The organism is Saccharospirillum impatiens DSM 12546 (assembly GCF_000423605.1).
Taxonomy (GTDB): domain Bacteria; phylum Pseudomonadota; class Gammaproteobacteria; order Pseudomonadales; family Natronospirillaceae; genus Saccharospirillum; species Saccharospirillum impatiens.
Window position 1 is genome coordinate 14886 of record NZ_AUIH01000039.1, and the last position, 23096, is coordinate 37981.

Sequence of the window (23096 nt, forward strand, 5' to 3'; positions counted from 1 at the left end):
CCAACAATCTGCTAGGAGGTGACCATGCAAGCCATGAAAACACTGGGTCTGATGACACTAACGCTGCTCTTAACGGTTAGTCAGGTGACGGCAGAATCCCCTGCCGGGCAGCGCTTTCCGGACGTTATCGATGTCAGCGTGCGAAGTAGCGCAGATCAACGGTTTACCTTTCAGGTAACGCTGTCATCGCCGTACGACACACCTCAGCGTTATGCCGATGCGTTCAGAGTGATGACGCCGGATGAAGCAACGCTCGGTGTGCGCGAGTTGCTGCACGACCATGCCAGCGAGCAACCCTTCACACGGAGTTTATCGGGCGTTGTCATACCTGCCGACATTACCCGGGTGATTGTGCAGGGCCGCGATCAGCAGTATGGCTATGGCGGCAAGACCCTCACCCTGGACTTACCCGGGCGATAGTCTCAACGACCCGACTCCATGGCGGTAAATGGCATAGGTTGCGAGGCGCTGCCCGGTTGAAAGCCGAATTGGTGGCGGTACGTTTCCATGGTCATACCCAGCTCACGTTTGAACAGGCGCCGGAAATTGCTTTCATCCTGATACCCGACATCCAGCGCGATCCGGGCTGAGGTCAGGTGGCTATTTTCCAGCAACTGACAGGCTCGTTTCAGGCGCTCTTTTTGCAGATATTTCAACGGCGATACCCCGGTTGCCTGCTGGAAACGTCGCTTGAACTGACGGCTACTGATATTCACCTGTTCAGCAGCCACCTCCATGCTCACTGACTCATGTAACGATTCCCGAAAACGAGCCTGCGCCAGGCGCACCAACTCATCGTTGTGCGGCCGGTCGTCGCCTGTGGCACTGTATACCGACGGTGGCGTCGGGAAGCGATCGACTTGCATCATTTTGGCCGCCGTCAGGGCCAAATCCCGGCTGCCGTATTTTTCCGCCAGATGCAAAACCCATTGATAGGTGGTCTGAGCGCCGCCGGTGGTGCAGGTGATCCGACCATAATCGGCAAGGACCGAGCGGGTATCAACCCTCACTCCGGGAAACAACTGCCGGAAATTCATTTCACTGCGCCAATGCATCAGCGCCGGAAAATGCTCAAACAAACCGGCAGAGGCCAACAAAAAAGACCCGGTGCAGCAGCTCGCTACCTGGCCACCACGCTGGTAGTGCGCGGCGACGACCGACACCATCGGTTGCAACTGAGCCAAAGCCCCGCCAATTTTGGACTGGCTGGAAATGGCATCGTAAATGGAAGGCACCACCCAGATCTGACTTTCCAGTGGCGTGCGAGTGTCAGCAAAGGCATCGTGCATTGAACAATCCGGAGTCAGTGTCATGCCATTGAAGGGGGTTACCGGGTTACCGTCCATCGACACAGTGACCCAACTGAACAACGGGCCTTCACCACCGGCCTTGATGTGGCAATAATTCAAGGTGATCAACCCGTCGATCAGGCTCATCGCCATGGAGCCCACACAGCGGTCGGTCAACATAATCACAATTTTCATCGCGGTGTCCATTTTCGCCAGCTTTAGGGCAAATATGACACTTACGGGGTATCCTCGCAAGGCGCAGACTGCCACTCGAATCCATTCAATACGAGCAAGCCGTCATGACTCTGAGATCGTCTACGCCAACTGAACGGGCAAACGGCCAGCACGCCAAACTGGCCCCTGAGCCCGTTGCCAATAGAACTGCCCGGGCGATCCCTGCCAGCTTTCATGCCCTGGTCACCACGGTAAACCTGATCGGTCGATTCGCACCGGGGTTGTCTGCCCGTTTCTTGCAATCGCTCTGGTTTCGCCCGTTTCACGCCCGGCCCGGGACACGAACCCAGGCTTTCTGGCGCAGTGCGCACCGACGCACCCAGATGCACTCTGGCCAGGCAACCATTGATTTGCACTTTTGGGGAGACCCCGGTGCTCCTTTGCTACTCGGCGTTCATGGCTGGCGGGGCAGCGGCGTTCAGTTCCGGCACTTTGTTGAGCCACTGACCGCCGCCGGTTACCAAGTGTGTTTGTTTGATATGCCTGCGCACGGCATGAACCCCACTCGTTTTACCCACGTGTATGAGTTCATGCAGGTATTGCTGACGATTCAAGAAGAGGTGGGTCGACCCGCAGGCGTAATCGCCCACTCTATCGGGTGCCAGGCCGTTGTTCAGGCGCTGGCCAGAGGCTTTCAGCCCGGCTATCTGGGCTTCATTTCCCCGGGGCTGAACATGGAGGCCATGGTTGACCGGTTTGGTCAGACGCTGGGTTTGAGCGAAAACGTACATCGCAGCCTGAAGGCTCGTCTCGCCAAAAAATCGATTGGCATCAGCAAGGCCTGGATAGGCACCCGGGACACCCTGTTCCAAACGTTGTCGCACGACGTCGCTCGACAGCACCTTACCTTGCCAGGCTTGCTGATCGCAGACGACCAGGACGAGGAAATTGACTGGCAGGATATAAAGACCGCTACCGACTACTGGCCATTGGCCGGGCAACGCTTCAGCTCAGGGCTCGGCCACTACCGGATTCTGAAAGATGAAGCGGTAATAGCGGATCTGACGGCTTACTTCAAAGCCTTATTGTAAGAAGTACTCTGATCGTTCGGACCGGAATGGAACTCCGGTCCGAACAAGCGTATTAGCGGTCAGGTGTGCACGGTTTGGCTGATGCCACACCGGCCACACAGATCTCAGCAGCGAACCTTTACCAGGGAAGGGAATCGCCGTTGCTGTGCCAGAATGAACCCGTGTTCTCCAGGGTCAGGCCATCGATTCTTGCAGCAAGGCCAGTAGCCGCTTCTTCAGGCGTGATCATGCCACCAAAGTTCACCATGCGGGTTTTAACGTAGCCGGGGTGCAGCAACGCGACCGCAATGCCTTTGGGTTTAAGATCAACCGACAGGGATTTGCCAAAGGCATTCAGCGCCGCTTTCGATGCGCGGTAACCATAACGGCCACCGGAATCGTTGTCGGCAATGGACCCCATTCGGCTGGTAATCAGCGCAATCTTTCCACCCGCGACCATATTCGGCAGCAAGGCCTCGGTGACACGCAGTGGCGCGTAGGCGTTGATCTCCATCTGGCTGCGAATCGAGTCGAAATCGATGTTGCCAAGCTGATCATCCTGCAACAGACCCGCGTTGTTGATCAGCAGCTCGATTGATTCACCGGCAATGGCCGAAACCAGCGTCTCAATGCTTTTTTCCTCAGTGACATCAATGCCTTGTACAACCTGCTTCGCCACAGACTCCAGTTCCGGAGACGACTGACGACACACACCGATGACCTGCCAGCCATTGCCAGCGTAATGACGAGCCAGTTCCAGCCCAATGCCCCGGTTAGCGCCGGTAATCAGTGCTTGTTTCATGGTGGGGATCCTTTGTTGTCGCTCAAATGAAGTGACTCAACCTAACGGATGTAGCGGGCGGTTGCTAGCCCATCGGGCTAACGCACCGACCACCCGAGCAGAAACCGGTGCCCGTGATCAGCACCGAACGCTCGTGGTAACCCATCAACAAGCGAATAAAGGGCCGGGCAACCCGATGACGCAATGCTTGTGTGTGGCAGCGTACCGACACCCTATTCCCTTTGCCTGAGAATCGGATTAAGTCGAGTTCGACGCTCGGCCAGCCCCGGTGACAGGAACGTCGGGAACGCCAAACGCAATGGAATCTGTATTATGAAACATACCCTTCTGAACAACTGGTCGACCCGACTCTGCAAGCTAACCGGTGGTCTGCTAACCGCCGTGCTGCTCACCGCTTGTGCGTCGGCCCCCCTTCCTCCCACAGAGCAGTTGGATGCAGCGAGAGCCGCTATAACCACTGCGGAACAGGCCGAGGCACGACAGTTTGCCCAGTCTGAGCTCGAAGATGCCCGTGCCCGACTCGCCCTTGCAGAAGAAGCGGTCGTGGCGGAAGACATGAGTACAGCGGAACACCTCGCTTTGCAGTCACGTGTTACGGCAGAGCTGGCTCTTGCCAGAACCGAAGCGACGAAAGCAGCCGCCATCAATCGTGAAATGCAACGCAGCGCAGACGCAATGGATGAAGAAATGCAGCGTCAGGGAGACCAATAATGAACCTACCTACCTTTTTAACCTCGGGCTCTGCGACAACAGCGGCCACGACGCTGGTACTCACCAGCATTCTGCTTACGGGTTGTGCCGCCGTACCCAGCGCGCCCACCGGTTCCATGGAAGTGCGCAACAAACTGAACACCTTGCAAAACGATGCGCAGACCGTTCAATACGCCCGTGTCGAGTTACGCGAAGCGGATGAAGCCGTCACACTGGCCGAACAACCGCTTGATGCCGATGAAACTGAGCTTGCCGAGCACCGTGTCTACATGGCCAACACCATGATCGAGATCGCCAAGTCAAAAGCATCCGTGCGTATGGCCGAAGCAGACCGCACCGAAATGGGCCAGAGACTTGATGCCGCCAGACTGGCCGCACGCACAGCGGAAGCAGACCGGGCCGCCGCTGATGCCGCCAAAGCACGCAGTTCGGAAGCCGCCGTTCTGGCCGCCACCGCAAGAGAAACCGAGGAGTTGCGACAACAAATACTGGCACTCGAAGCCAAGCCAACGGATCGGGGCCTGGTGCTCACCCTGGGCGATGTGTTGTTCGCCACCGGCAGCGCTGACATTCAGGGTGGGTCAAACCAGAACCTGGAAAAACTGGCCAACTTTCTTACCCGCTACCCGGACCGCGATGTCACGATCGAAGGTCACACCGACAATACCGGTACGGCATCTTTCAACCAGACGCTGTCTCAGCAACGAGCCGATTCAGTGCGCCGTTATCTGATTGAACGCAATATTGCCAGTAACCGGATGACGACTTCCGGCCTGGGCCTGGACCATCCGGTGGCCAGCAATGATACCGCGACCGGGCGCCAACAGAACCGCCGTGTCGAAGTCATCATAGCGGATACTCAATAACCTTAATGACGGTACTCGTCGCTTTTTGAAACAGGAGACATGACATGCTTGAAACAATTGCTGTGGTGTTAATCATTCTCTGGCTACTGGGACTGGTCAGTTCATACACCATGGGTGGGCTTATCCACGCCTTCCTGGTGCTGGCTGTCGTGATCATTCTCGTTCGCTTTCTACAAGGTCGCCGACTCTAGCAACCACACTTTCATTCACAGGGAGAGATGACATGAACACGATCAGAGTGACGGCTATTCTACTGTTGGTGTTGGGTATTCTGGGGTTGGCCTATGGTGGTTTCACCTACACCCGCGAACGCAGCGAGGCCAGCCTGGGGCCCATTGAACTGACGCTGAGCGAGGAAGAGACCATCAACATTCCCGTCTGGGCCGGTGTTGGTGCCATTGTGCTCGGCGGCGGTCTGCTGCTCGTAGGCAGACGACGCCTTTAATCGAGTGGCTTCATGAAAAAGCCGGACATCGATCCGGTTTTTTTTCGGGAGAATTTCGCCTCACAGCCTATGGCTGCTGGCTGTTTGACTCCAGTCGCAACCTTGACTCCAATGCTTTGGTGTCGGTGATATCAACCATGGTCATGACCACACCGTCTATTACGTTATCCAGCCGACGGTAAGGCATGATTCGAATAGAAAACCACCGCCCCTCCCGCGTTGTTATCTGCTTTTCACTGACCACCAGCGTATCAAGCGTTACTTTGGCATCGTCTTCCAGTTCGGGGTAATCAAGAATCGTGGTCAAATCGCTCAGTGGTCTGCCCACATCGCTTTCCCTCAAACTGATGATAGCCGAAGCACGAGCGGTGTATCGCCGAACATTCAGATTCTGATCCATGAACAGGATAGCAATCTCTATGCTGTTGAGTACGTTCTGCATGTCACTTTGAGCGAGCGCCAGATCATCCAGTTTGGTCTGCAACTCGGCATTAATCGTCTGCAATTCTTCATTCATCGACTGCATTTCTTCCTTGGACGACGTCAACTCCTCGTTAGCCGACTGCAGCTCCTCGTTGGTTGACTGTAATTCCTCATTCGATGCCTGAAGCTCTTCTCTGGACAGCCTCGCTTCTTCACTCAATTGTTCGATCGCCTGCTGATAACGCAGAATGTCTTTGGAATACTCAGCGTCTGCCTCTCCCGCCGGCTTCTTGCGACGCGGCCGGTGGCGCTCGGCCACTTCCCGGAACACCACCACCGTCATGTCCTTCATGACACCGGGCTCCTGCAGGGATTGCACCACCACATCGACATGCTGCACACCCGTACCGGTTTGCACGGCAAGGTTGTTGAGCTCAACCGGCGTCGTCTGCAAGGCGGCTTGTTGCAACGCGGTATACAGCGGCGTACGCAAGCCTTCACGGGCCATTGCATGAATATTCCAGTTCGCCTTGCCTGCGGCCGGTTCAAGGTACTTTCCGGTCCGGCCGCTGATGTACACAATATCGGCCTCACGATTAAGTACCACCGCTGCGGGGGAATAGACTTGCAGCAACAAGTGATCGGCCGCGGCCTGCAGTGTGTCTGTGGTCGTAGCCGGGGCAATGGAGGTCGACATCGGATGCTCCTTGGACAATGTAGACAGCGGCGGGAAAGACTTGAGCAAAAAGTTAGAGCCACTGATTGAATCGTGTTCCAGACGTCGGTACAGCCGCAGCTTCGACTTAAGCGGGGTAAACAGGTAATTCAATCGCCCGACGGTTTCCGAATTGCCCAGCAACAGCAATCCATTATCCAGCAGGCTGTAGTGAAACAGTGGTAGCAGCCGCCGCTGCAGCATTGGGTCAAAATAGATCAGCAGGTTACGACAGGCAATGATGTCCAGCTTGGTAAAAGGCGGGTCCAGAATCACATCATGTTGCGCAAACAGAACCCGGTCTCGAATGTCCTGATTGATCTGATAATACTTGTCATGCCGTGTGAAAAAGCGGGCCAGTCGCGGTTCAGAAATCTGCGCTTCAATACTGTGCGGATAGCGCCCGGCTCTGGCTGTTGTGATGGCATCCTGGCTTAAATCCGAGGCAAACACTGTAAACCGCCCGCCAACCTCTGGCTGAGCCTGTTCAACGGCTTCGGTTAACAAAATCGCCAGAGAATACGCTTCTTCGCCCGTCGAGCACCCGACAACCCAGGCGCGCCAGTGGTGTTCAGGCGGGCGCTCTGCCAACAGCGCTGGCAAGGCCGCTTCGCCGAGGTAGTCCCATATCTGCGGGTCACGAAAAAACTCGGTAACACCAATGAGTAGCTCATTGAACAACAACTGCACTTCTTGGCTGTTGTCGCCCAGGTAGCGTGCATAAGCCTCAAGCTTGGTAATACCATGGATGGCCATTCTCCGCTCTATGCGCCGATGCAAAGTACTGGGTTTATAAAGGGAGAAATCATGCCGGGTGGTTTGCTGCAGTATCGCGATGATCGACTCAACCGGTTGCAGCGACCGGGTCGCCGATTCGCCCGGTTCCGGCTCAGCAACAGAGTTGATGTAGGAAAGCAGTCGGGGGGCCAACTCACCCGCCGGCGCGACTATGTCGTCACAACCGGCCGCGATGGCGCTTTTGGGCATGGCGTCATACTGGGCAGTCGCCGGGTCCTGAACCACCGTCAAGCCGCCTACCGCCCTGATGGTTTGCATACCCAGGGTGCCATCGGCCCCCATACCTGACAACACGACAGCAATTGCCTGCTCATTACAGGCGCTCGCCAATGACGAAAACAGGATATTGATCGGCAATCGTAACCCGGCAGGCGCCCCTGGTTTCTCCAGCAGTAACCGCCCGTCTTCGAACCGCAGTTCTGAATTAGACGGAATAACATAGACCGTATCCGGTTGCACACAGGCATTTTGCTCAGCTTCAACCACTGGCATGCGGGTACTGCGTTGCAGCAGTTCGGGCAACATTGTCTTTTGCCTGGGGTCCATATGCTGCACGACAATGAACGCCATGCCGGTATCTACCGGCGTATGACTAAAAAACTCTTCGAGAGCGGCCAACCCACCGGCAGAAGCCCCAATACCCACAATACGCATCAGGGTTCTTTGACGTGAGAATCTGGAGACAGGACCAACAGTGTATGCCCTGAGACAGCACCCGAGGTAACGGTGACCGACACCTGCGCATTGGCATGCCCGGACAGCACCGCCATACACGACCGGCATTTTGCTGGCACGTCTTCGCTGAGAAGCAAGTCAGCTACGGATGCGCGACTGGCGAGCGTCAGAAATTCGAACACAGAATGCTGTGTAAGCAGCACCGGGTCGGTACTCAACAGCACCCCTGCGGCGACATTGCTTTCCACAATCTGCCCATCGTGCGCCACAACCAGATACGGCATAGGGGCAAGGTCAAACAGCGCCTTGTAATGAAAGAACTCTTCCTCGACCTGGCTGTCATTCAAGTGCGCCTGATCGTAGATAAGATCCAGTTCTACCTGATGCGTTTGCAGCTCGTGCAACAATTTCAGTGCGTCGGCTGCATGCTCGGGATCACTGGCACGCCGATAAAGCAACTCCAAAGCATCGACACTCAGCGTTCCTCTACCGGTAGTGGGTGCGGAACCGTCGCGTATCAGTTTCTCCGCGTTCAATCGCAGCCGTTCCCGAACGTCAGATGTTGAGTGCAAGTTGATGTTCATCATTGAAATCACGTACTCGATTATCTCTTTTTGGCCTTTAATCCTACTCCTTCCACACGGTATTAAACAGCGGTTTTGGCCGTGTCAAAGCACTCACGGCCTATGTGCGATGCCGTACGGAAACTGCCTCCAGTGGCTGGTAACGTGCGTCTAACTAACACTCGCCTATCGACAGGAGACGCGGCATGCTGAAAAACCCAAAAACGTCACTGCGCGCCAGCCATACTCTTCCGGCCGCCCTGAGCAGTTCTGGGGTTTCAACAGGTTCATTGGCCGCAAAACGCCGTCGGGCAGGTTACGATTACGCGAAACACGCTGAAAAACTGCTGAAAACAAGCGCCATCCTTGATCTGATCTCCGATGCCGTTCTGGTCACCGATACTGATGGTACGGTCACCTACATGAACAGTGCGGCTGAAAGCCTGACTGGTACAAAGCGTCAGGATGCCATCGGTCGCCCACTGGAGGAGACGTTTCAGGTGATCGACACCATCACCCGAAACGTCAGAGAGAATATCGCGCTGCACGTCATGGCAACCGGCCACGCCGTCGCCATGCACAACAGCAGCCTACTGATAACACCCGACCGTACGGAAATGGCCATTGAGGATTCCGCGACTCCGTTGTTCAGCGATGATCATAAAATCGCAGGCGTGATGATTGTATTCCACGATGCACGTTACTCCAAAGAAGTCACCGCGAAGATGACCTACATGGCTCAGCATGACCCGCTCACAGGCTTATTTAACCGCTATGCCTTTAACGAGCGGTTCGAAGAGTCGGCAGCTCTCGCTCGCCGCCACAGAAAGAAGATGGTGTTGCTGTTCATTGATCTCGACAACTTCAAGGAGCTCAACGACACCCAGGGTCACGGCAATGGCGACCATGTGCTAAAAACCATGGGGCAGGAAATTCTGCGCTGTGTGCGCGTAACAGATCATGTTTGCCGCTTTGGCGGTGACGAGTTTGTTGTGCTGCTCAGCGACATCGAACAGCCGGAACAAGCCTTTGCCGTTGTTGACAAAGTGCGGGCGGCGGCAGACGCCCTGATGACGCTGAATAACCAGGCCGTCTCACTCAAACTGAGTATTGGTGTCAGCATCTACCCAGACAATGGCGATGCTTTGGAGACACTGCTTCAGCACGCGGATGCAGACATGTACCGGGTGAAATCGTCCAAAGCGCGAAGCGCTAAAAAGCCAGCAGCCGATGCAGCCACCTGGCCGAAAAACACCCATTAACTAAGGTACTTTCTGGCTTCAAGGCCCGCTGTTTCGTTTCGTACGACCGAGTAACATTCGCAACTCAAGCTTTCCAGCTTCGCCCGGTTAAGCACGGTTATATGGCCCCGGTGGTACTCAATCACACCGTGTTTCTGTAACTTACCGGCCGCCTCTGTAACGCCCTCACGTCTGACGCCCAGCATATTGGCGATCAGTTCCTGAGTCATGTTGACCTGATCGCACTCCAGACGATCAAGTGACAACAGCAACCAGCGGCACAGTTGCTGGTCAATGGAGTGATGTCGGTTGCACACCGCCGTTTGTGACATCTGAGTGATCAGCGCTTGCGTAAAACGCAGCATCAGAACGCGTGTTTCAGAGTGATTGTTAAACTCACTGGTAAGCTCTTTGGCTGGCATTCGGTACGCGAAGCCATGGCTTTGCACGATCAATCGGTTCGGCGTACTTTCCCCGCCCATGACCACCGCAACGCCGACCATTCCCTCACGACCAACGACCGATATTTCTGCACTTGAGCCATTCAGCGTGACGTACAGAAGCGAGATGATGCAATCGACCGGGAAATAGACGTATTCAATTGTCTGGCCCGATTCGTAGATAACATCGCCCAATGATAGCTCTACCCGTTTCAACTTCGGGAAAATGCGCTGTTGAGCTTCGTCCGATAACGCCGCCAACAAATGATTTTTTAGCATTTCCGATCCATCGAGCATATAACGTCCTATTGTTTAAGCGAGGGCTGATTGCCGGGCTATTAAAATGCAACACTGAGCATTACCATACCTGCGCCTGCCAATGTAGCACACAAAAGAACCGTAAAAAGTTATTTCCGGATATCACCGCTAATTACCCGATTTAACTGGCTTACAGCCCGATCCCACGGTGAGAGACAAGTGAATAGACGAGATAATCGAGTCAGCGTTCGGTAGCGAACAGAACCGGGCGGTCACTCTCGCTAAAGTGGTCAATGCGGGACTAGCGTGTCAACTTAAGCGATCATCCTCAAGTCCAACCCGGACTGGCAGGGTCAGGAAGCGTATCGTACAAGTCAATCGGCAGGATGCCGTCGCAGGGAAGTTCAGGGATGAGTACGGGCAACAATGGAAAAGACACGCGCTAGTCCCACTTTTTAAAGAGTCGGTCACTGACTTACAAAATCAGTCACCGGAAAACCAGAGTAATGTGCTCAGTAAAATCAGTACGCCTCAGTCACAACGTCCGGGCTGTATGCCGTCAGACTGACTCAGACGACTTAACCAACCGGTTGCGAATGCAGTTTTCCGGGCAATCGGGTCTTTATAACCGGCACGAAATTTTTCAATCAACCGCCTGCTCTTTTACCGGCTAACGTATAAGCTCAGCGCTGCTTAAGGCACGCTAATCACCAGTTTGCCGAGGTGGTCAGCCCGCCCAAACCGATTCATCGCCTGGCTCAATTCACTCAGGGGCGTCGGACCGTCAATCACACAGGTCAGAGCGCCGGCATCGAACAATTGCCCGAGTGCAGCCAGCCCTTGGTTGGGTTTCAGGCTGAGAATTTTCAGCTGTTTTCCGGTCAGCGGTTTGATGACAGGTGCCAGACACAGCACTTGAAACAATCGAGTCAGGTGGCCACCGACTGTAACGTATCGCCCCCCGGGTTTTAGTGCCTTCAAATAGCGAAGCGGTGAGCGCGTGGTTTTTGCATCCAGCACCAGGTCGTAGCGGTTGATCCCGCTGGTGAAATCCACTTGTTCATAATCGAGGGTTTCATCAAAACCCATAGCAACCATGGCCGCAAGTTTCGACGCTTTATCCACACCGGTCACCGTGCACCCGTAAGATTTGGCTATCCCGATGCCAATGGCACCCACGCCGCCGCCTGCCCCGTTGATCAGCACCGACTCGCCTTCACGAATAGCCCCCACATCCACCAGCCCCTGCAGCGCAAGTAAACCTGCATGAGGCAAGGTAACCGCTTGTTCGAAGCTCATCGTTACCGGCATCTTGCCAACGGCAGTGGGTGGCACGCAAACGTACTCGGCAAACCCACCGAAACCCGCCTCGGAGAGATCGCCGTAAACCCGGTCTCCAATGTCGAGGGCGGTAACGCCTTCGCCAAGCGCTTCAACGACTCCGGCAATGTCAGTTCCCAGGATCGGGATTTTGGGGTGGGTCAGCCCCGACATCAGCCGCATTGGAAACGGTTTGCCGCGCAGCAGTGACCAATCCCAGTCATTGATAGCCGTCGCGTGAACCCGAATCAGAACCTCACCGCGCTTAGGTTCCGGCTTTGGGCGTTCACACAACTGCAATACATCCGGTGTGCCATAGCGTGAATAGACAACTGCTTTCATGGTGTTCCCTGCCTGTTGTGACCCCGCATGCATTTCCACACTGCATCGGCGGGCGCGTCATTGCAGCCTGGACTGAGTTGTTGATCATCCAACTGCTGAAACGAGTGTTACGATAACGTACACGAATCGCCAAACAATAACCGTTGTCCATAAGTCATGTTCCGATTTGTGACCGCTGGCACTGTTCCGGATTCACAACCCGGTGAACACTCGGCGCTCTAACAGGCTGTTGAAAAAGGCCTCCTGTTTTTTCAAAACACGGGAGCCAGCAATTGCGATGCTTGCTTCTAAGGCAAAATCAATGACTTAAGGAGCCCCTGAACAGTCATCGATTTGCCGGAATGTCCATATTCCGGTAGCAGGTCGCCAATATTCTACGAATATCAACCGCTTGATAAACAAGAACAAACCCAACCAATGGGCAACAAGGAGAGTATGAATGCGAACCTGGTCAACGCTGTTGCTCAGCGGGGTAATTTTAGCGGCTGCCGGGACGGCGGTCGGCATCATGATGGTGAAGACACCTGAACCGGAGAAAGTCGAAGCGGCTGAAACCGAAACGCGCATCGACAGCGCGCGGGTAACCCCGGGCTTCCATCGCCCGGAGATCCGGCTTGTCGGTCGCCTGGAAGCCCGCCGTCAGCAGAGTATGACCACCACCTTAGGTGCAGACATCCGTGACCTGGCGGTAAAAGAAGGCGATACCGTGCAGGCAGGCGACCTACTGCTGCGCCTCGACGATTTCGACACCCGTCAGCAACATCAGCAAGCCGAAGCCGATTTGGCCGATATAGACTCCCAGCGTGAGATTCGCCAGTTACAGCAACGCCTTAACGCCCGGGCGCTGTCGGTCGCAACCGCCAAACTCGAACAGATGCAGCAGCAAGCGACCCAGCAACAACGCCTCGTTGAACGCGGACTGGCGCCTCAGCAACAACTGGACGATCTGCAACAGCAAGTGGAGCAGCAGCAACTCACTGTGCTGCAACACCAAACCACGATCGACAGCCACCCGGCCGAGCAAGCCCGTCTTGATGCCAGCCGCCAGAAACTGATGCTGAGCCTTGAACGGGCGCAACGGGCGCAGAGCGACACCGAAATACGAGCCCCCTTCGACGGACGCATTGCCAGTGTCGCCGTTCGCCCGGGTCAGACCACTCAACCGGGCCAGACGCTGTTAACCCTCTATTCCGACCAGTCGCTGCAACTGGCCGTTCAGCTACCCCATGATATGGCGGGTCAGGAACACACTATCGGGGCACGACTAACCCGGGGCGAGCGCCAAACCGAACTGCAATTCAACCGGGCAGAAGCTCAGATGACCGCAAGTCAGGGCGGCTTTACCGCCTGGTTCGATTTGACCGACGGTAGCGGCTGGCTGCCGGGCGGCTATGCACGCGTCACCATTGAGCTACCGGCCCAATTCAGCTACCGCGTTCCGGAAGCCGCCGTCTTTCAGGATGGCTGGATCTACCTGATTGATGAAGACCGCCGCTTGCATGCCAGATCCGTCGACATTCTGGGCATTAACAGGGAGGACAATCAGCGCTGGTTGATCGTGAACGGGCCGGATCTCGGTGAAGCACTGCGGCTGATGACGACCCGGTTAAAAAACCCGATTACCGGCATGCGCGTCTACGAACCCGGGGTTGATCCTGCTCCGGAAATAGCGGCCGAAGCTGGCACCACCGAGCCCGGCGGGGTCAATGACCTATGAAGACGCTGGATAACCACGGCCTGCTGGCCTACTTCAGCCAACACCGGGTCGCGGCCAACCTCATCATGATTGTCGTGGTGTTGTTTGGCCTGATGGCGCTCAGCCGTCTGCCCACTCAACTGATGCCTGATTTCAGCCTGCCCGGCATAGAAGTCTCGACGGCCTGGCCGGAGGCCAATGCCCAGGCCGTAGAGACGTACCTGACCACACCGCTTGAACAGGCATTTCGCCAACTGGATGACGTTGAAGAGGTCTGGTCGTGGTCGAATCAGGGCCACAGCCAGATTACTGTGCGCTATTCGATGGACGCGAATATGGACACGGCACTGTCCGACATGGCCGGCCTGCTCAGCGCATTCAACGACCTCCCTGCCGGTGCAGAAACCCCCGAGTATCAACAGGTGGAAGAAAAGGAAGTCGTCTTCTCATTGTTGGTGACCTCGGCCGGGCCCTTGAGCGATTTGCGCCCTCTGGTGCACGACTTTAAAACCGATCTGATGACCCGGGGCATCGCTGATGTCGATGTTCGCGGCTTCCCGGACCAGGAAATTGCCATCGACGTACCCCTCGAACGTCTGCTTGCCAGCGGCCAGTCGCTGAGCGACATCGCCAATCAGGTTCGCAGCGCAAACCGGGACGACAGCGCCGGTCAGGTTGGCGACGATTTTTCCCGGGCTTCCGTTGTCAGTCAACGGCGCAGCGACAGCTCCATAGCGTTAGCGGACCTGCCGATGGCCAACCAGCAACCGCTGTCGACCCTGGCAGACGTTGACCGGCGAGTGGCACCCGGCGCCCGTCACTATGTGCTTCAGGGGCAGTCCGTCGCTCGCATGCTGATCTTTCGCTCCGACAACCTCGACAGCCTGGACACCAGCGCACTGGTTTACCAATGGATCGACGAGGTTCGCCCTGAACTTCCTTCCGGTACGGACATTGTCGTCTGGTGGGACATGTCGGAATTCGTGCAGGGCAACATGGACATGCTGCTGCAAAACAGCCTGATGGGGCTGGTTCTGGTTGTCGTCATATTGTTTATTTTTCTGAACCGCCGCGTGGCCTGGTGGACAGCCATGGGCATCCCCGTGTCTGTACTGGGCACCCTGATCCTGCTGTATTTAACCGGCGGGTCGATGAACTTTCTGTCGATGTTCGCCTTCCTGATGGCGCTGGGCATCATCGTCGACGATGCCATCGTGGTCGGTGAGGAAACCGTCACCCAAATGGAGAAAGGCCTGTCACCGGATGAAGCCACCCGGGTTGCCGCCCGACGCATGTTTGGCCCGGTTCTGGCCAGTTCGCTGACGACCATCGCAGCCTTCTTCCCGTTGCTGCTAGTGCCGGGACCTTTCGGTGAATTACTGCGCCCGATCCCTGTAGTGATCATCAGTGTGATTGTTGCGTCACTGATCGAGTGCTTCCTGATTCTGCCCGGCCACCTGAACCACAGCTTTCACGGGCACAACCCGAAACGCAGCCGCTTTCGCCAAACCATGGACGCTCGCATTCACCGGTTGCGCGAGCATTACTACCGGCCGTTTGTCACCTGGGGTATCCGCAATCGCGCGATCACACTGAGCCTCGCCATCGGATTGTTTATCGTCGCCTGCGGTCTACCGATTTCAGGCCTAGTGCCCATCACCGACATGAACGCGATTGAAGACAACATGGTCACCGCCTACATCGAATTCTACGACGGCACCGACGAGCAGGTGATTGACCGCTACACCGCTCTGGCAAAAACCGCCCTGGTAGACACCGACACGGCTCTGGGAAACGGACAACCCATCGTCGATCAGGTGTATGAAATTTACAGCGGTGATGAAGGGTTTACCCAGGTTCAGGCACGACTGGTCGATCGCGATGACCGGCCGGTTTCCAACGGCGATTTTTTAAAAGCCTGGGGAGAACGCATTGAGATCGGACCCGAGGTGTCTTACCTGTCGACCGATAGCGAAGACAGCGGTGACCAGTCCACTCTGACGTTTTTCCTCGCCGGACGCGACCTGTCTGACCTCAAGTCGGGTGCAGAAGCACTGAAAGCACGGCTTGACGATTATGCCGGCCTTTCAAACGTTCGCGATACCCTGCCCTGGGGTGATGAGCAGCGTTTGTTTGAGTTGAATGCAACGGGCCTGGGGCTGGGTTTGTCCGAGACCGAGATCGCCGCGCAGATTCGTCAGGCTTTTATGGGCATTGAAGCTCAATCCTTTACCGAAGACGGTCATACGATCCCGGTCATGGTCCGGCTCGCCAAGGCGGACAGGGAAGCGCCGGGTGCGCTGTACGACTTGCCCATCCGAACCGGCAGCGGACAGTACGTTCGTCTGGCCGACGTTGTCGATTTTCGTACCGAGCGCGAACTCAGTTCAATTTTCCACAAAGACGGTCAATTGGGCGTAGAAGTAAAAGCCGACGTACTCGGCGAAGACGCCAACATGAGCACCATCGCAGAAGACATTCGCCGTCAGGAAATGCAACCCATCCTCGACCGCTATGGCCTGACTGCGCAAATTCAGGGCAGCGCCCAGGACATTCAGGAAATGCAACAAAACCTGATTCTCGCGGCCATGGGCGGCTTCGTCCTGATCTACTTTATCCTGGTCTGGATGTTTGGCAGCTACAGCTGGCCTCTGGCAGTTATGTCGGCCATTCCGCTGGGGTTGACCGGTGCCATTTTCGGGCACTGGTTGCTCGGTTATGAGCTGACATTCCTCTCGTTTTTCGGTTTGTTTGGGCTCGGTGGCATCATCATTAACGACGCCATTATTCTGATCAACCGCTATCAGGAAATTCGCGCTGAGCAACCAGAGCTTGATCCGCGTGCGGCCATTGTCGACGCCAGTTGCCAGCGCTTTCGCGCCGTAATGCTGACCTCCATCACCACGGTGGCCGGGCTGGTGCCCATTTTGCTGGCCACCTCTGTTCAGGCTCAACTGGTGCAAAGCATGGCCACCTCACTGGCCTTCGGCCTGGCATACGGCACCTTGCTGGTGCTGGTGGTGATCCCGGCGATCCTGACGTTTATCGAATCGGCTAATGACCGGCGCCAGCAATTCGGAAGATGGGTCAAACGACGGGTGGTTGAATAGAGGGATCAGTTTTGAGCTTCGAGCTTTGAGTAAAACATGACCACGGTTTAGCGCATGCTTTTTCTCACAGCTCTCAGCTCTAAACGAAACCCACCTATTCATTCAACTGCTGCACACTGTATTCCACCCATTGCCAGGCAAGGGCATCAGCCCGGGGCACGTCGCCTTCGTTGAACACCATAGCGACTACCGTGTCGTGCTCTGGCACCAACACCAGCAAGCTGTACCACATCGTGTTGGAGCCGTTGTGCCAGAGCATGGGGCCGGTTTCAGCGTTGCCTTCACGCAGTACCCAGCCAAACGCATAGTGTTCCAGGTTGGGACGGTGCAAACGCTGGTAACCGTCGGCACTGAGCAGTGTGCTTTCGCCGCGCTCACCCGACAGATGTTCATAGCCATACCGCGCCAGATCCTCCAGCGTCAGGTGAACCGTGCCGGCCGGGCCAATGATGGCGTTATTGTCTGCCGTTTCACTGGCGGCCAGGGTAAGGCCGAAGAGATGGCGATGACCGCGTGGTTCGCTTAACCCGCCCCCCTCACTTTGCGGTGGCCCGAAACCCGCGCTGTTCAATCCCAATGGTGCAAACAAGCGCTCACGCATAGCCTGCTCCCACCCCTGGCCCGTCAGGGTTTCTATCACCACGCCTGCCAGGGTATAACCGACATTGGAATACAGAAACTCAGACCCGGGCACCGAATTCGGCGGTTTATTCAACACCTCTCGCACAGCCTGAAGACGCGCTGCGGGTCGCGCTGCTTCATCGGGTGAAACCTTTATGCTCTGCAACATGGAAAAGTTGGCGGGGAGGCCTGCGGTATGACTGAGCAGCTGTGTCAGCGTCAAGCCCTGCCAGTCCGGATACGCGGTTTCAGCCAGCCCCAGAACGGGCAGCAACGGCGTGTCCCAACCCACCTCACCCGCTTCCACCAACCGGGCGAGCACGGTTGCCGTCATCGACTTGGTCACCGACCCCAGATGCCAGCGGTCGGCAACGGTGACCGCCACGCCTGACCCCTTCTTTCGCTCGCCGGCCGCACCCAGGTAACGAACCTCGCCACCCTGAATAACGACAGCCGCCATCCCGACCAGTCTGGATTCAACCTGTTGCTCTTGCAGCCACACATCTGCCATCGGTTGCGCTCCCTGCTCGGCCCTTGCTTCTGCCTGGGCGCCCTGCGATAGCCAGAACATCATCGTGAATCCGGAGTAAAGTAGCAGGCTGATTTGTCGACGGGTTAATGGGTTCATCGCTAACTCTGAGGTACCCTTGTGCTGTGAATTCAACAGTAGCCTGGGCATCAACACCGGTTAAGTCACCAACGACCAGACATCATCTTTGTAAACCCTCTGGTTTACACCAAAGAGAGATCCAGTATGTTAGTCCAAAAACACACGGGCAAGCGCATTGCACTCTGGCTGCTGGCAACGGCCTTGCTGGCGGGTTGTGCGACAACCCCGAACCCGACTCAGAGCAATGACGACAACTTACTCGGGCAAAACGTCGGCATGCTGTATCAGCAATGGGGTGAGCCCGTGTATCGATCCGAAGCCGCCGGCCAGGCGCAGCAACTTCATATTTGGGACCGCAGCGGCTGCATGAACAATGTCACCACCCGAACCGATGGTACGATCATCGGCTTTGCCGTCACCGGAGATTGCGACTATTGATCAGTGGGCCGTAAGGGCATTTTGCCGGGTTCAACACTCAACGTTTCGTTCATCAGGGAGTCGATACCGTGCCCACTGCGCCACACGTCAGTCTGAAATTGTTGAACCAGCTGACCCCTCAGTGAACCGCAACCCCCTTAACCAGCGCATAGACGCAATCCCCCCGGGTTAACGCCAACTGACGGCGGGAGCGCTCGGTAATGCGTGACAACAGCACCTGGGCTCCCAACCTGAGTACAACCAGCACATGCCCCGGTTGTGGGTCGGCCTCCAGCGCGTCAATCTGCACCGCCAGACAATTGAGCACACTGCTGTCCGTCGCCGGTGCCCGGCTGATCGTTACATCCCTGGCCGCAACACTCAACCGCACCGGTGTACCCGGGGGCTGGTTCAACTGCGACACCCAAATCGACTGGCCATCGCAGATCACTTCGGTCAAGTGATCCGCCTCGTCCTGTCGAACAACCGCCCCTTCCAGCAGCGCCTTGGCACCTTGCTGGTGTGCCAGCGGCATGTCGAGCCGGGTCAGCACGTCAGCCACCGGGCCCTGTGTTTGCACCTGCCCGTCATCCATCAACACCAGTTGATCGGCCAGCCGCAACACTTCATCCTGGCTGTGACTGACATAGACCAGCGGCACAGCCAGATCCCGATGCAGTTTTTCCAGATAAGGCAAAATCTCCGCTTTGCTGTCACTGTCGAGCGATGCCAGTGGCTCATCCATCAACAACAGATCCGGGCTGGTTAACAACGCCCGACCCACGGCAACGCGCTGTCGCTGCCCGCCGGATAACTGAGCCGGATAGCGATCCAGCAAGCCTTCCAACCCGAGCAATTCAATGGTCGGCTGCCACTCAACCCGGCGCTTACCCGGTGCAACACGCCGCCAGCCATAGCGCAGGTTGCGCTCTACCGTCAGATGCGGAAACAGACTGGCTTCCTGAAACACATAGCCCAGCGCCCGCTCATGTGTGGGCAACGACCAGGCACCCCGCTGCCAGGCCTGACCGGCCACCTGCAACTGGCCACTGGCCTCGGGCTCCAGACCCGCCATGCAGCGCAACAAACTGGTTTTGCCGCAGCCAGAGCGGCCAAAGATGGCGGTGACACCCCGGTCGGGAAGGTCAAATTCAGCCTTCAGCGCAAACGAACCCCGCCTGAGGTCAAAGATAACGTTCATTGCGCCACCCCAACCCAGCGAAAACGGCGGTTCAGGGCGTAAACCGACAGGAGCAACACAAAGGCCAGCACCAGCAACACCAGGGAGAGACCGTGAGCGGCGCCATAATCGAGCGCCTCGACGTGGTTATAGATAGCAATAGACGCCACCTGAGTCTGGCCCGGAATACTGCCCCCGATCATCAGCAAGACACCGAATTCACCCAGTGTGTGGGCAAATGAGAGCACAAAGGCGGTGAGAAAACCGCGCTGGGTCAGCGGCAACACCACCGTCACAAAGCGGTCAAGCGGGCCGGCACGCAGGGTGGCCGCTGCTTCCAGCGGTCGGCTGCCCAGGTTTTGAAAGGCATTTTGCAGCGGCTGCACGACAAAGGGCAGGGAGTAGACCATCGACCCGACGACCAGCCCGGTAAAGCTGAACGCCAGGTGGTTGAGCCCGGCCGCCTCCAAAGCCCCACCGACGGCTCCCCTCGGGCCCAGCAGTATCAGCAGGTAAAAACCGATCACCGTCGGTGGTAACACCAATGGCAGCGCCACCAGGGCCTCTACCAGTACTTTGCCCCGGTTTGGGGTAAACGCCAGCCACCAGGCCAGAGGAATGCACAGCACCAACAGCAGGACAGTGCTGATCAGGGCGAGCCTGAGTGTCAGCAACAAGGCAATCCAGTCAGCCTCGGCGATGCCCAATATCATTACCAGAGCCCCTCAGGGTGATTGAGTGGGCAGATCATACCCGTAAGCCCGAAACAGGGTGCCCGCTTCGGCCCCGCGAACGTACTCGGCAAAATGCCAGGCGACGGCATTTTGCTCGGCCCGGCGAGTCACCACCAGACCCTGTTCCAGCGGCAGATGACGGTCACCGTCGATCAGTCGATGCCCGCCCTGCGCCGCTATCTCCGGCGTCATGACCAGCGCCAGCGCAATAATGCCCACTTCCGCAGCGCCACTTTGCACCAGCTGCAAGGTGCTGGAGATGTTTTCGCCAGTCACCAGACGCGGCTGCAGTGTCTCCCAGACACCGGCCGAGATCAGCGCTTCTCGTGCCCTGGCGCCGTAAGGGGCGTGACGCGGGTTCGCAATGGCCACCCGTCGAAAGCGCTGATCATCGGCCAGATCAGTCAACGTCAGCTGGCGGGCATCAACGGTGTTGCTCCAGATCGCGATGCGACCGATCGCGTAGGGCAGAACCTCGCTGGCGGTGAAACCCGCTTCCATCAACGCAGCGGGGTAGTCCAGGTCGGCAGACAGATACACATCGAAGGGCGCGCCGTTGATGATTTGCGCGTGAAATCGGCCGGAAGAACCGTACTGAACCTCGATCGGGTGCCCGGGATACCGCGCCCGATACTGCGTCGCAATGTCTTCCATAACAAATCGCAACTGGGCTGCGGCCGCCACCCGGGTGACCTCCTGAGCTTGTAACGGGGTCGCCGCCGTCAACATCAGCAGCACACTGACCGTCAGCCTGGCCAGCAGGCGCTGACAGATCCGCATAGAGTACTTCCCAGGGTGACGTAAAACGTTACCGAAATATATCGCCATATATAACGCCTGACAACTCCCCCTGCATCTGCAGAGGTTACTCCACTCTGCACAGAGCCCTAGCATGGGGTGACCATCCAAAAACAATAAGGGTTCACCCAATGAAACCAACCAAACCCCTGGCGATTGCCGCTTTCGCCGCCCTTTCCTGTTCCTTGCCTCTGGTCGCTCCGGCCAAGGCAGACCCCATCAACTGGACCAGCCCAACCCTGATCGATGCCCGTGCGAGCATGTTTTTTCCGGGCCCGAACTATCTGACCTTCCAGCACTTCGACAAGCTGTTCGCCACCCGAACGGTGGCCGCCGGTCCAACGGTCTGGCAATTACCATCGGACCCTCAACAGATAACCGGGCCATTCCAATTCGACAATGAACAGTACGAGCTGGACGGTTTTCTTGAACAAACCCGCACCAATGCCTTACTGGTCATAAAAAACGGAAGCATCGTTCACGAGCAGTACCGCAACAGCATGACGCCGACAACCCGCCATACGGTGTTTTCGATGTCCAAATCGGTGATCGCCACGCTCATCGGCATCGCCCGGGAAGAAGGTGCTATTGGCAGCCTCAGCGATGAGGTGACCGACTATTTACCCGCCATGAAAGGCTCCGCGTATGAGAACGTGACTCTTGAAGACTTGCTGAGAATGCGCTCAGGCGTTAACTGGGAAGAACGTTATGAATTCGGCAGCGACACCCAGCTCACCGAGGTACACGACAACGCCCTGGTGGCCTATCAGTACCGCTGGTGTGACTATGCCGCTGGCGCTGAGCCCCTGCACTCCCCTGGCGAGCACTTCAACTACTCAACCCTGGATACCAGCGTGCTCGGTTGCGTGCTGGCGAAGGCAACCGGCACCACCGTGGCCGACTACATGGCCGAGAAGCTCTGGCAACCGGCCGGAATGGAACAACCGGGCTACTGGATCATGGATGGACCCGAATCGGTCGGCGACGAATTCTACGGAGCCGGTTTCAATGCCACCCTTCGAGACCTGGGCCGCTTCGGTTTAATGATGCTCAATAACGGCCAGGCCAATGGTCGCCAGGTAGTGCCCGCCGCCTGGGTTCACGAATCCACCGTACCAAGCGCTGGCTACGAGCCCACCGAGCCGGGTGAGAGCCTGGGGTACCAATACCAGTGGTGGACGCTGGCCGACAGCAACGCCTATTCAGCCATCGGGTTGTTCAATCAGTTCATCTACATTGACCCCGACCGGCAAGTGGTTATTGTGAAGCTCAGCTACACGGATAACCCGCTTGGCTGGGAAGAACCGACTATTCACTTTTTCAAACAAGTAGCGGAACAATTTTAAACAAAGACGCCTAGGAGTCTGTCGGACTTAAGGGGATTGAAGCGAGGGAGTGGGATGGCGAGACCTAATGTTCGCAAATTTCGAGTGCATAGTGGGCCTATGTGCTCGAAATTTGCGGATATTTGGGCCGTCGTCCCGCTTCCGCAGCCAATTCATCCTAAGTCCGACAGACTCCTAGCCCGGATATTTCACCAAACTGGGTATTCGGATAGCAAAACGGCTTTGGGAAGTTGATAATAAGGTTGCGACACCATTTATTTTCAACCACCAAAGCCGTAACGGAATGCTACCACATGACTTTGTCCCTTTCTCCTCTAAAACGCCGTAAGGTTGAAGTCGACTTTACCGGTGGTGATCTAACGTCAGACGCCGGACTGGTGCTCTTTCGCGAAGTCGACAAAAAGCTCGGCCTGTCACGCCAACTGGATAAGGTCTTGGACGATCCTCGTTGT

22 protein-coding genes are annotated in these 23096 nt (G+C 56.6%); 12 read left to right on the top strand and 10 right to left on the bottom strand.

The genetic code is table 11. The features are described from left to right. Positions 1–24 precede the first annotated feature (24 nt). Positions 25–420, top strand: a complete 396-nt coding sequence (locus G565_RS0115960) for a hypothetical protein (RefSeq protein ID WP_028671791.1) — start codon at positions 25–27, stop codon at positions 418–420. Positions 421–422: 2 nt separating this feature from the next. Here the strand turns inward: G565_RS0115960 and G565_RS0115965 are convergent, their stop codons facing one another. Further along, positions 423–1484: a GlxA family transcriptional regulator gene (locus tag G565_RS0115965; protein WP_028671792.1), complete on the bottom strand. Its 1062-nt coding sequence runs from the start codon at positions 1482–1484 to the stop codon at positions 423–425. Positions 1485–1588: 104 nt separating this feature from the next. On the opposite strand from G565_RS0115965, the gene G565_RS26125 reads away from it, so the two are divergent. Continuing rightward, complete coding sequence (locus tag G565_RS26125) at positions 1589–2554, top strand: alpha/beta fold hydrolase (protein ID WP_028671793.1); 966 nt, start codon at positions 1589–1591, stop codon at positions 2552–2554. 118 nt (positions 2555–2672) lie between these two features. On the opposite strand, the gene G565_RS0115975 is transcribed toward G565_RS26125, so the two are convergent. After that, positions 2673–3335: an SDR family oxidoreductase gene (locus tag G565_RS0115975; RefSeq protein WP_028671794.1), complete on the bottom strand. Its 663-nt coding sequence runs from the start codon at positions 3333–3335 to the stop codon at positions 2673–2675. A gap of 312 nt (positions 3336–3647) precedes the next feature. On the opposite strand from G565_RS0115975, the gene G565_RS0115980 reads away from it, so the two are divergent. From G565_RS0115980 to G565_RS0115995, 4 genes are read left to right on the top strand one after another with little or no spacing between them, the layout of a single operon-like run. Further along, positions 3648–4046: a DUF4398 domain-containing protein gene (locus G565_RS0115980; protein ID WP_028671795.1), complete on the top strand. Its 399-nt coding sequence runs from the start codon at positions 3648–3650 to the stop codon at positions 4044–4046. Then, a complete protein-coding gene (locus tag G565_RS0115985; RefSeq protein WP_028671796.1) occupies positions 4046–4912 on the top strand; it encodes an OmpA family protein in 867 nt (288 codons plus the stop codon). The genes G565_RS0115980 and G565_RS0115985 overlap by 1 nt, the downstream gene beginning before the upstream one ends. A gap of 44 nt (positions 4913–4956) precedes the next feature. Next, complete coding sequence (locus tag G565_RS26855; RefSeq protein WP_157600113.1) at positions 4957–5103, top strand: lmo0937 family membrane protein; 147 nt, start codon at positions 4957–4959, stop codon at positions 5101–5103. 32 nt (positions 5104–5135) lie between these two features. Beyond that, positions 5136–5357: an LPXTG cell wall anchor domain-containing protein gene (locus G565_RS0115995; protein ID WP_028671797.1), complete on the top strand. Its 222-nt coding sequence runs from the start codon at positions 5136–5138 to the stop codon at positions 5355–5357. Positions 5358–5424: 67 nt separating this feature from the next. Here G565_RS0115995 and G565_RS0116000 read toward each other — a convergent pair whose 3' ends face one another. Together G565_RS0116000 and G565_RS24490 are read right to left on the bottom strand one after the other, a co-directional pair. Then, complete coding sequence (locus G565_RS0116000) at positions 5425–7947, bottom strand: chemotaxis protein CheB (protein WP_051208074.1); 2523 nt, start codon at positions 7945–7947, stop codon at positions 5425–5427. Further along, entirely contained in the window at positions 7947–8555 is a 609-nt protein-coding gene (locus G565_RS24490; RefSeq protein WP_051208076.1) for a PAS domain-containing protein, read from the bottom strand. Before G565_RS24490 ends, G565_RS0116000 begins: the two co-directional genes overlap by 1 nt. A 182-nt stretch (positions 8556–8737) precedes the next feature. Here G565_RS24490 and G565_RS24495 point away from each other — a divergent pair, with 182 nt between their 5' ends. Further along, positions 8738–9793, top strand: a complete 1056-nt coding sequence (locus G565_RS24495; RefSeq protein WP_051208079.1) for a GGDEF domain-containing protein — start codon at positions 8738–8740, stop codon at positions 9791–9793. On the opposite strand, the gene G565_RS0116015 is transcribed toward G565_RS24495, so the two are convergent. Beyond that, entirely contained in the window at positions 9790–10491 is a 702-nt protein-coding gene (locus G565_RS0116015) for a Crp/Fnr family transcriptional regulator (protein ID WP_245584200.1), read from the bottom strand. The two genes, G565_RS24495 and G565_RS0116015, sit on opposite strands and share 4 nt — an antisense overlap. A gap of 672 nt (positions 10492–11163) precedes the next feature. Beyond that, positions 11164–12132 carry an NAD(P)-dependent alcohol dehydrogenase gene (locus G565_RS0116020; RefSeq protein ID WP_028671800.1) on the bottom strand — a complete coding sequence of 323 codons (969 nt, stop codon included), beginning with the start codon at positions 12130–12132 and terminating at the stop codon, positions 11164–11166. A 439-nt stretch (positions 12133–12571) separates the two neighbouring features. Here G565_RS0116020 and G565_RS0116025 point away from each other — a divergent pair, with 439 nt between their 5' ends. After that, positions 12572–13849, top strand: a complete 1278-nt coding sequence (locus G565_RS0116025) for an efflux RND transporter periplasmic adaptor subunit (RefSeq protein WP_028671801.1) — start codon at positions 12572–12574, stop codon at positions 13847–13849. Beyond that, positions 13846–16938, top strand: coding sequence for an efflux RND transporter permease subunit (locus G565_RS0116030; protein WP_028671802.1), 3093 nt, complete (start codon positions 13846–13848; stop codon positions 16936–16938). The genes G565_RS0116025 and G565_RS0116030 overlap by 4 nt, the downstream gene beginning before the upstream one ends. 94 nt (positions 16939–17032) lie before the next feature. On the opposite strand, the gene G565_RS24500 is transcribed toward G565_RS0116030, so the two are convergent. After that, positions 17033–18187 (bottom strand): serine hydrolase domain-containing protein, encoded by a 1155-nt coding sequence (locus G565_RS24500; RefSeq protein WP_169579665.1) that lies wholly within the window; start codon positions 18185–18187, stop codon positions 17033–17035. Positions 18188–18313: 126 nt separating this feature from the next. On the opposite strand from G565_RS24500, the gene G565_RS0116040 reads away from it, so the two are divergent. Next, on the top strand, positions 18314–18607 hold the full coding sequence (locus G565_RS0116040) for a hypothetical protein (RefSeq protein ID WP_028671803.1): 294 nt from the start codon (positions 18314–18316) through the stop codon (positions 18605–18607). 118 nt (positions 18608–18725) lie between these two features. Here G565_RS0116040 and modC read toward each other — a convergent pair whose 3' ends face one another. Genes modC through modA form a run of 3 tightly spaced genes read right to left on the bottom strand, consistent with a single transcriptional unit; the run spans position 18726 to position 21280 of the window. Beyond that, complete coding sequence (gene modC, locus G565_RS0116045; RefSeq protein ID WP_028671804.1) at positions 18726–19787, bottom strand: molybdenum ABC transporter ATP-binding protein; 1062 nt, start codon at positions 19785–19787, stop codon at positions 18726–18728. Then, positions 19784–20479: a molybdate ABC transporter permease subunit gene (gene modB / locus G565_RS0116050; RefSeq protein ID WP_037339776.1), complete on the bottom strand. Its 696-nt coding sequence runs from the start codon at positions 20477–20479 to the stop codon at positions 19784–19786. The genes modC and modB overlap by 4 nt, the downstream gene beginning before the upstream one ends. A 12-nt stretch (positions 20480–20491) precedes the next feature. Next, the gene (gene modA, locus G565_RS0116055; RefSeq protein WP_037339779.1) at positions 20492–21280 is read right to left on the bottom strand and encodes a molybdate ABC transporter substrate-binding protein; all 789 of its coding nucleotides are present in this window, start codon (positions 21278–21280) and stop codon (positions 20492–20494) included. A 149-nt stretch (positions 21281–21429) separates the two neighbouring features. Between modA and G565_RS24505 the strand changes: the two genes are divergently transcribed. Then, positions 21430–22644 carry a serine hydrolase domain-containing protein gene (locus G565_RS24505; protein ID WP_037339782.1) on the top strand — a complete coding sequence of 405 codons (1215 nt, stop codon included), beginning with the start codon at positions 21430–21432 and terminating at the stop codon, positions 22642–22644. Positions 22645–22937: 293 nt separating this feature from the next. Next, the coding region (locus tag G565_RS26445; RefSeq protein WP_211227197.1) for a transposase at positions 22938–23096 on the top strand (159 nt) is incomplete at its 3' end.

Coding starts and splice junctions, on each gene's coding strand:
- G565_RS24500 (WP_169579665.1), bottom strand. CDS start 18,187: ATGAACCCATTAACCCGTCGACAAATCAGCCTGCTACTTTACTCCGGA.
- G565_RS0115985 (WP_028671796.1), top strand. CDS start 4,046: ATGAACCTACCTACCTTTTTAACCTCGGGCTCTGCGACAACAGCGGCC.
- G565_RS0116030 (WP_028671802.1), top strand. CDS start 13,846: ATGAAGACGCTGGATAACCACGGCCTGCTGGCCTACTTCAGCCAACAC.
- modC (WP_028671804.1), bottom strand. CDS start 19,787: ATGAACGTTATCTTTGACCTCAGGCGGGGTTCGTTTGCGCTGAAGGCT.
- G565_RS24505 (WP_037339782.1), top strand. CDS start 21,430: ATGAAACCAACCAAACCCCTGGCGATTGCCGCTTTCGCCGCCCTTTCC.
- G565_RS26125 (WP_028671793.1), top strand. CDS start 1,589: ATGACTCTGAGATCGTCTACGCCAACTGAACGGGCAAACGGCCAGCAC.
- G565_RS0116015 (WP_245584200.1), bottom strand. CDS start 10,491: ATGCTAAAAAATCATTTGTTGGCGGCGTTATCGGACGAAGCTCAACAG.
- G565_RS0116040 (WP_028671803.1), top strand. CDS start 18,314: ATGTTAGTCCAAAAACACACGGGCAAGCGCATTGCACTCTGGCTGCTG.
- G565_RS0116025 (WP_028671801.1), top strand. CDS start 12,572: ATGCGAACCTGGTCAACGCTGTTGCTCAGCGGGGTAATTTTAGCGGCT.
- G565_RS24495 (WP_051208079.1), top strand. CDS start 8,738: ATGCTGAAAAACCCAAAAACGTCACTGCGCGCCAGCCATACTCTTCCG.
- G565_RS0115960 (WP_028671791.1), top strand. CDS start 25: ATGCAAGCCATGAAAACACTGGGTCTGATGACACTAACGCTGCTCTTA.
- G565_RS0116000 (WP_051208074.1), bottom strand. CDS start 7,947: ATGCGTATTGTGGGTATTGGGGCTTCTGCCGGTGGGTTGGCCGCTCTC.
- G565_RS0115980 (WP_028671795.1), top strand. CDS start 3,648: ATGAAACATACCCTTCTGAACAACTGGTCGACCCGACTCTGCAAGCTA.
- G565_RS0115965 (WP_028671792.1), bottom strand. CDS start 1,484: ATGAAAATTGTGATTATGTTGACCGACCGCTGTGTGGGCTCCATGGCG.
- G565_RS0115995 (WP_028671797.1), top strand. CDS start 5,136: ATGAACACGATCAGAGTGACGGCTATTCTACTGTTGGTGTTGGGTATT.
- modA (WP_037339779.1), bottom strand. CDS start 21,280: ATGCGGATCTGTCAGCGCCTGCTGGCCAGGCTGACGGTCAGTGTGCTG.
- modB (WP_037339776.1), bottom strand. CDS start 20,479: ATGATATTGGGCATCGCCGAGGCTGACTGGATTGCCTTGTTGCTGACA.
- G565_RS26855 (WP_157600113.1), top strand. CDS start 4,957: ATGCTTGAAACAATTGCTGTGGTGTTAATCATTCTCTGGCTACTGGGA.
- G565_RS0116020 (WP_028671800.1), bottom strand. CDS start 12,132: ATGAAAGCAGTTGTCTATTCACGCTATGGCACACCGGATGTATTGCAG.
- G565_RS0115975 (WP_028671794.1), bottom strand. CDS start 3,335: ATGAAACAAGCACTGATTACCGGCGCTAACCGGGGCATTGGGCTGGAA.
- G565_RS24490 (WP_051208076.1), bottom strand. CDS start 8,555: ATGATGAACATCAACTTGCACTCAACATCTGACGTTCGGGAACGGCTG.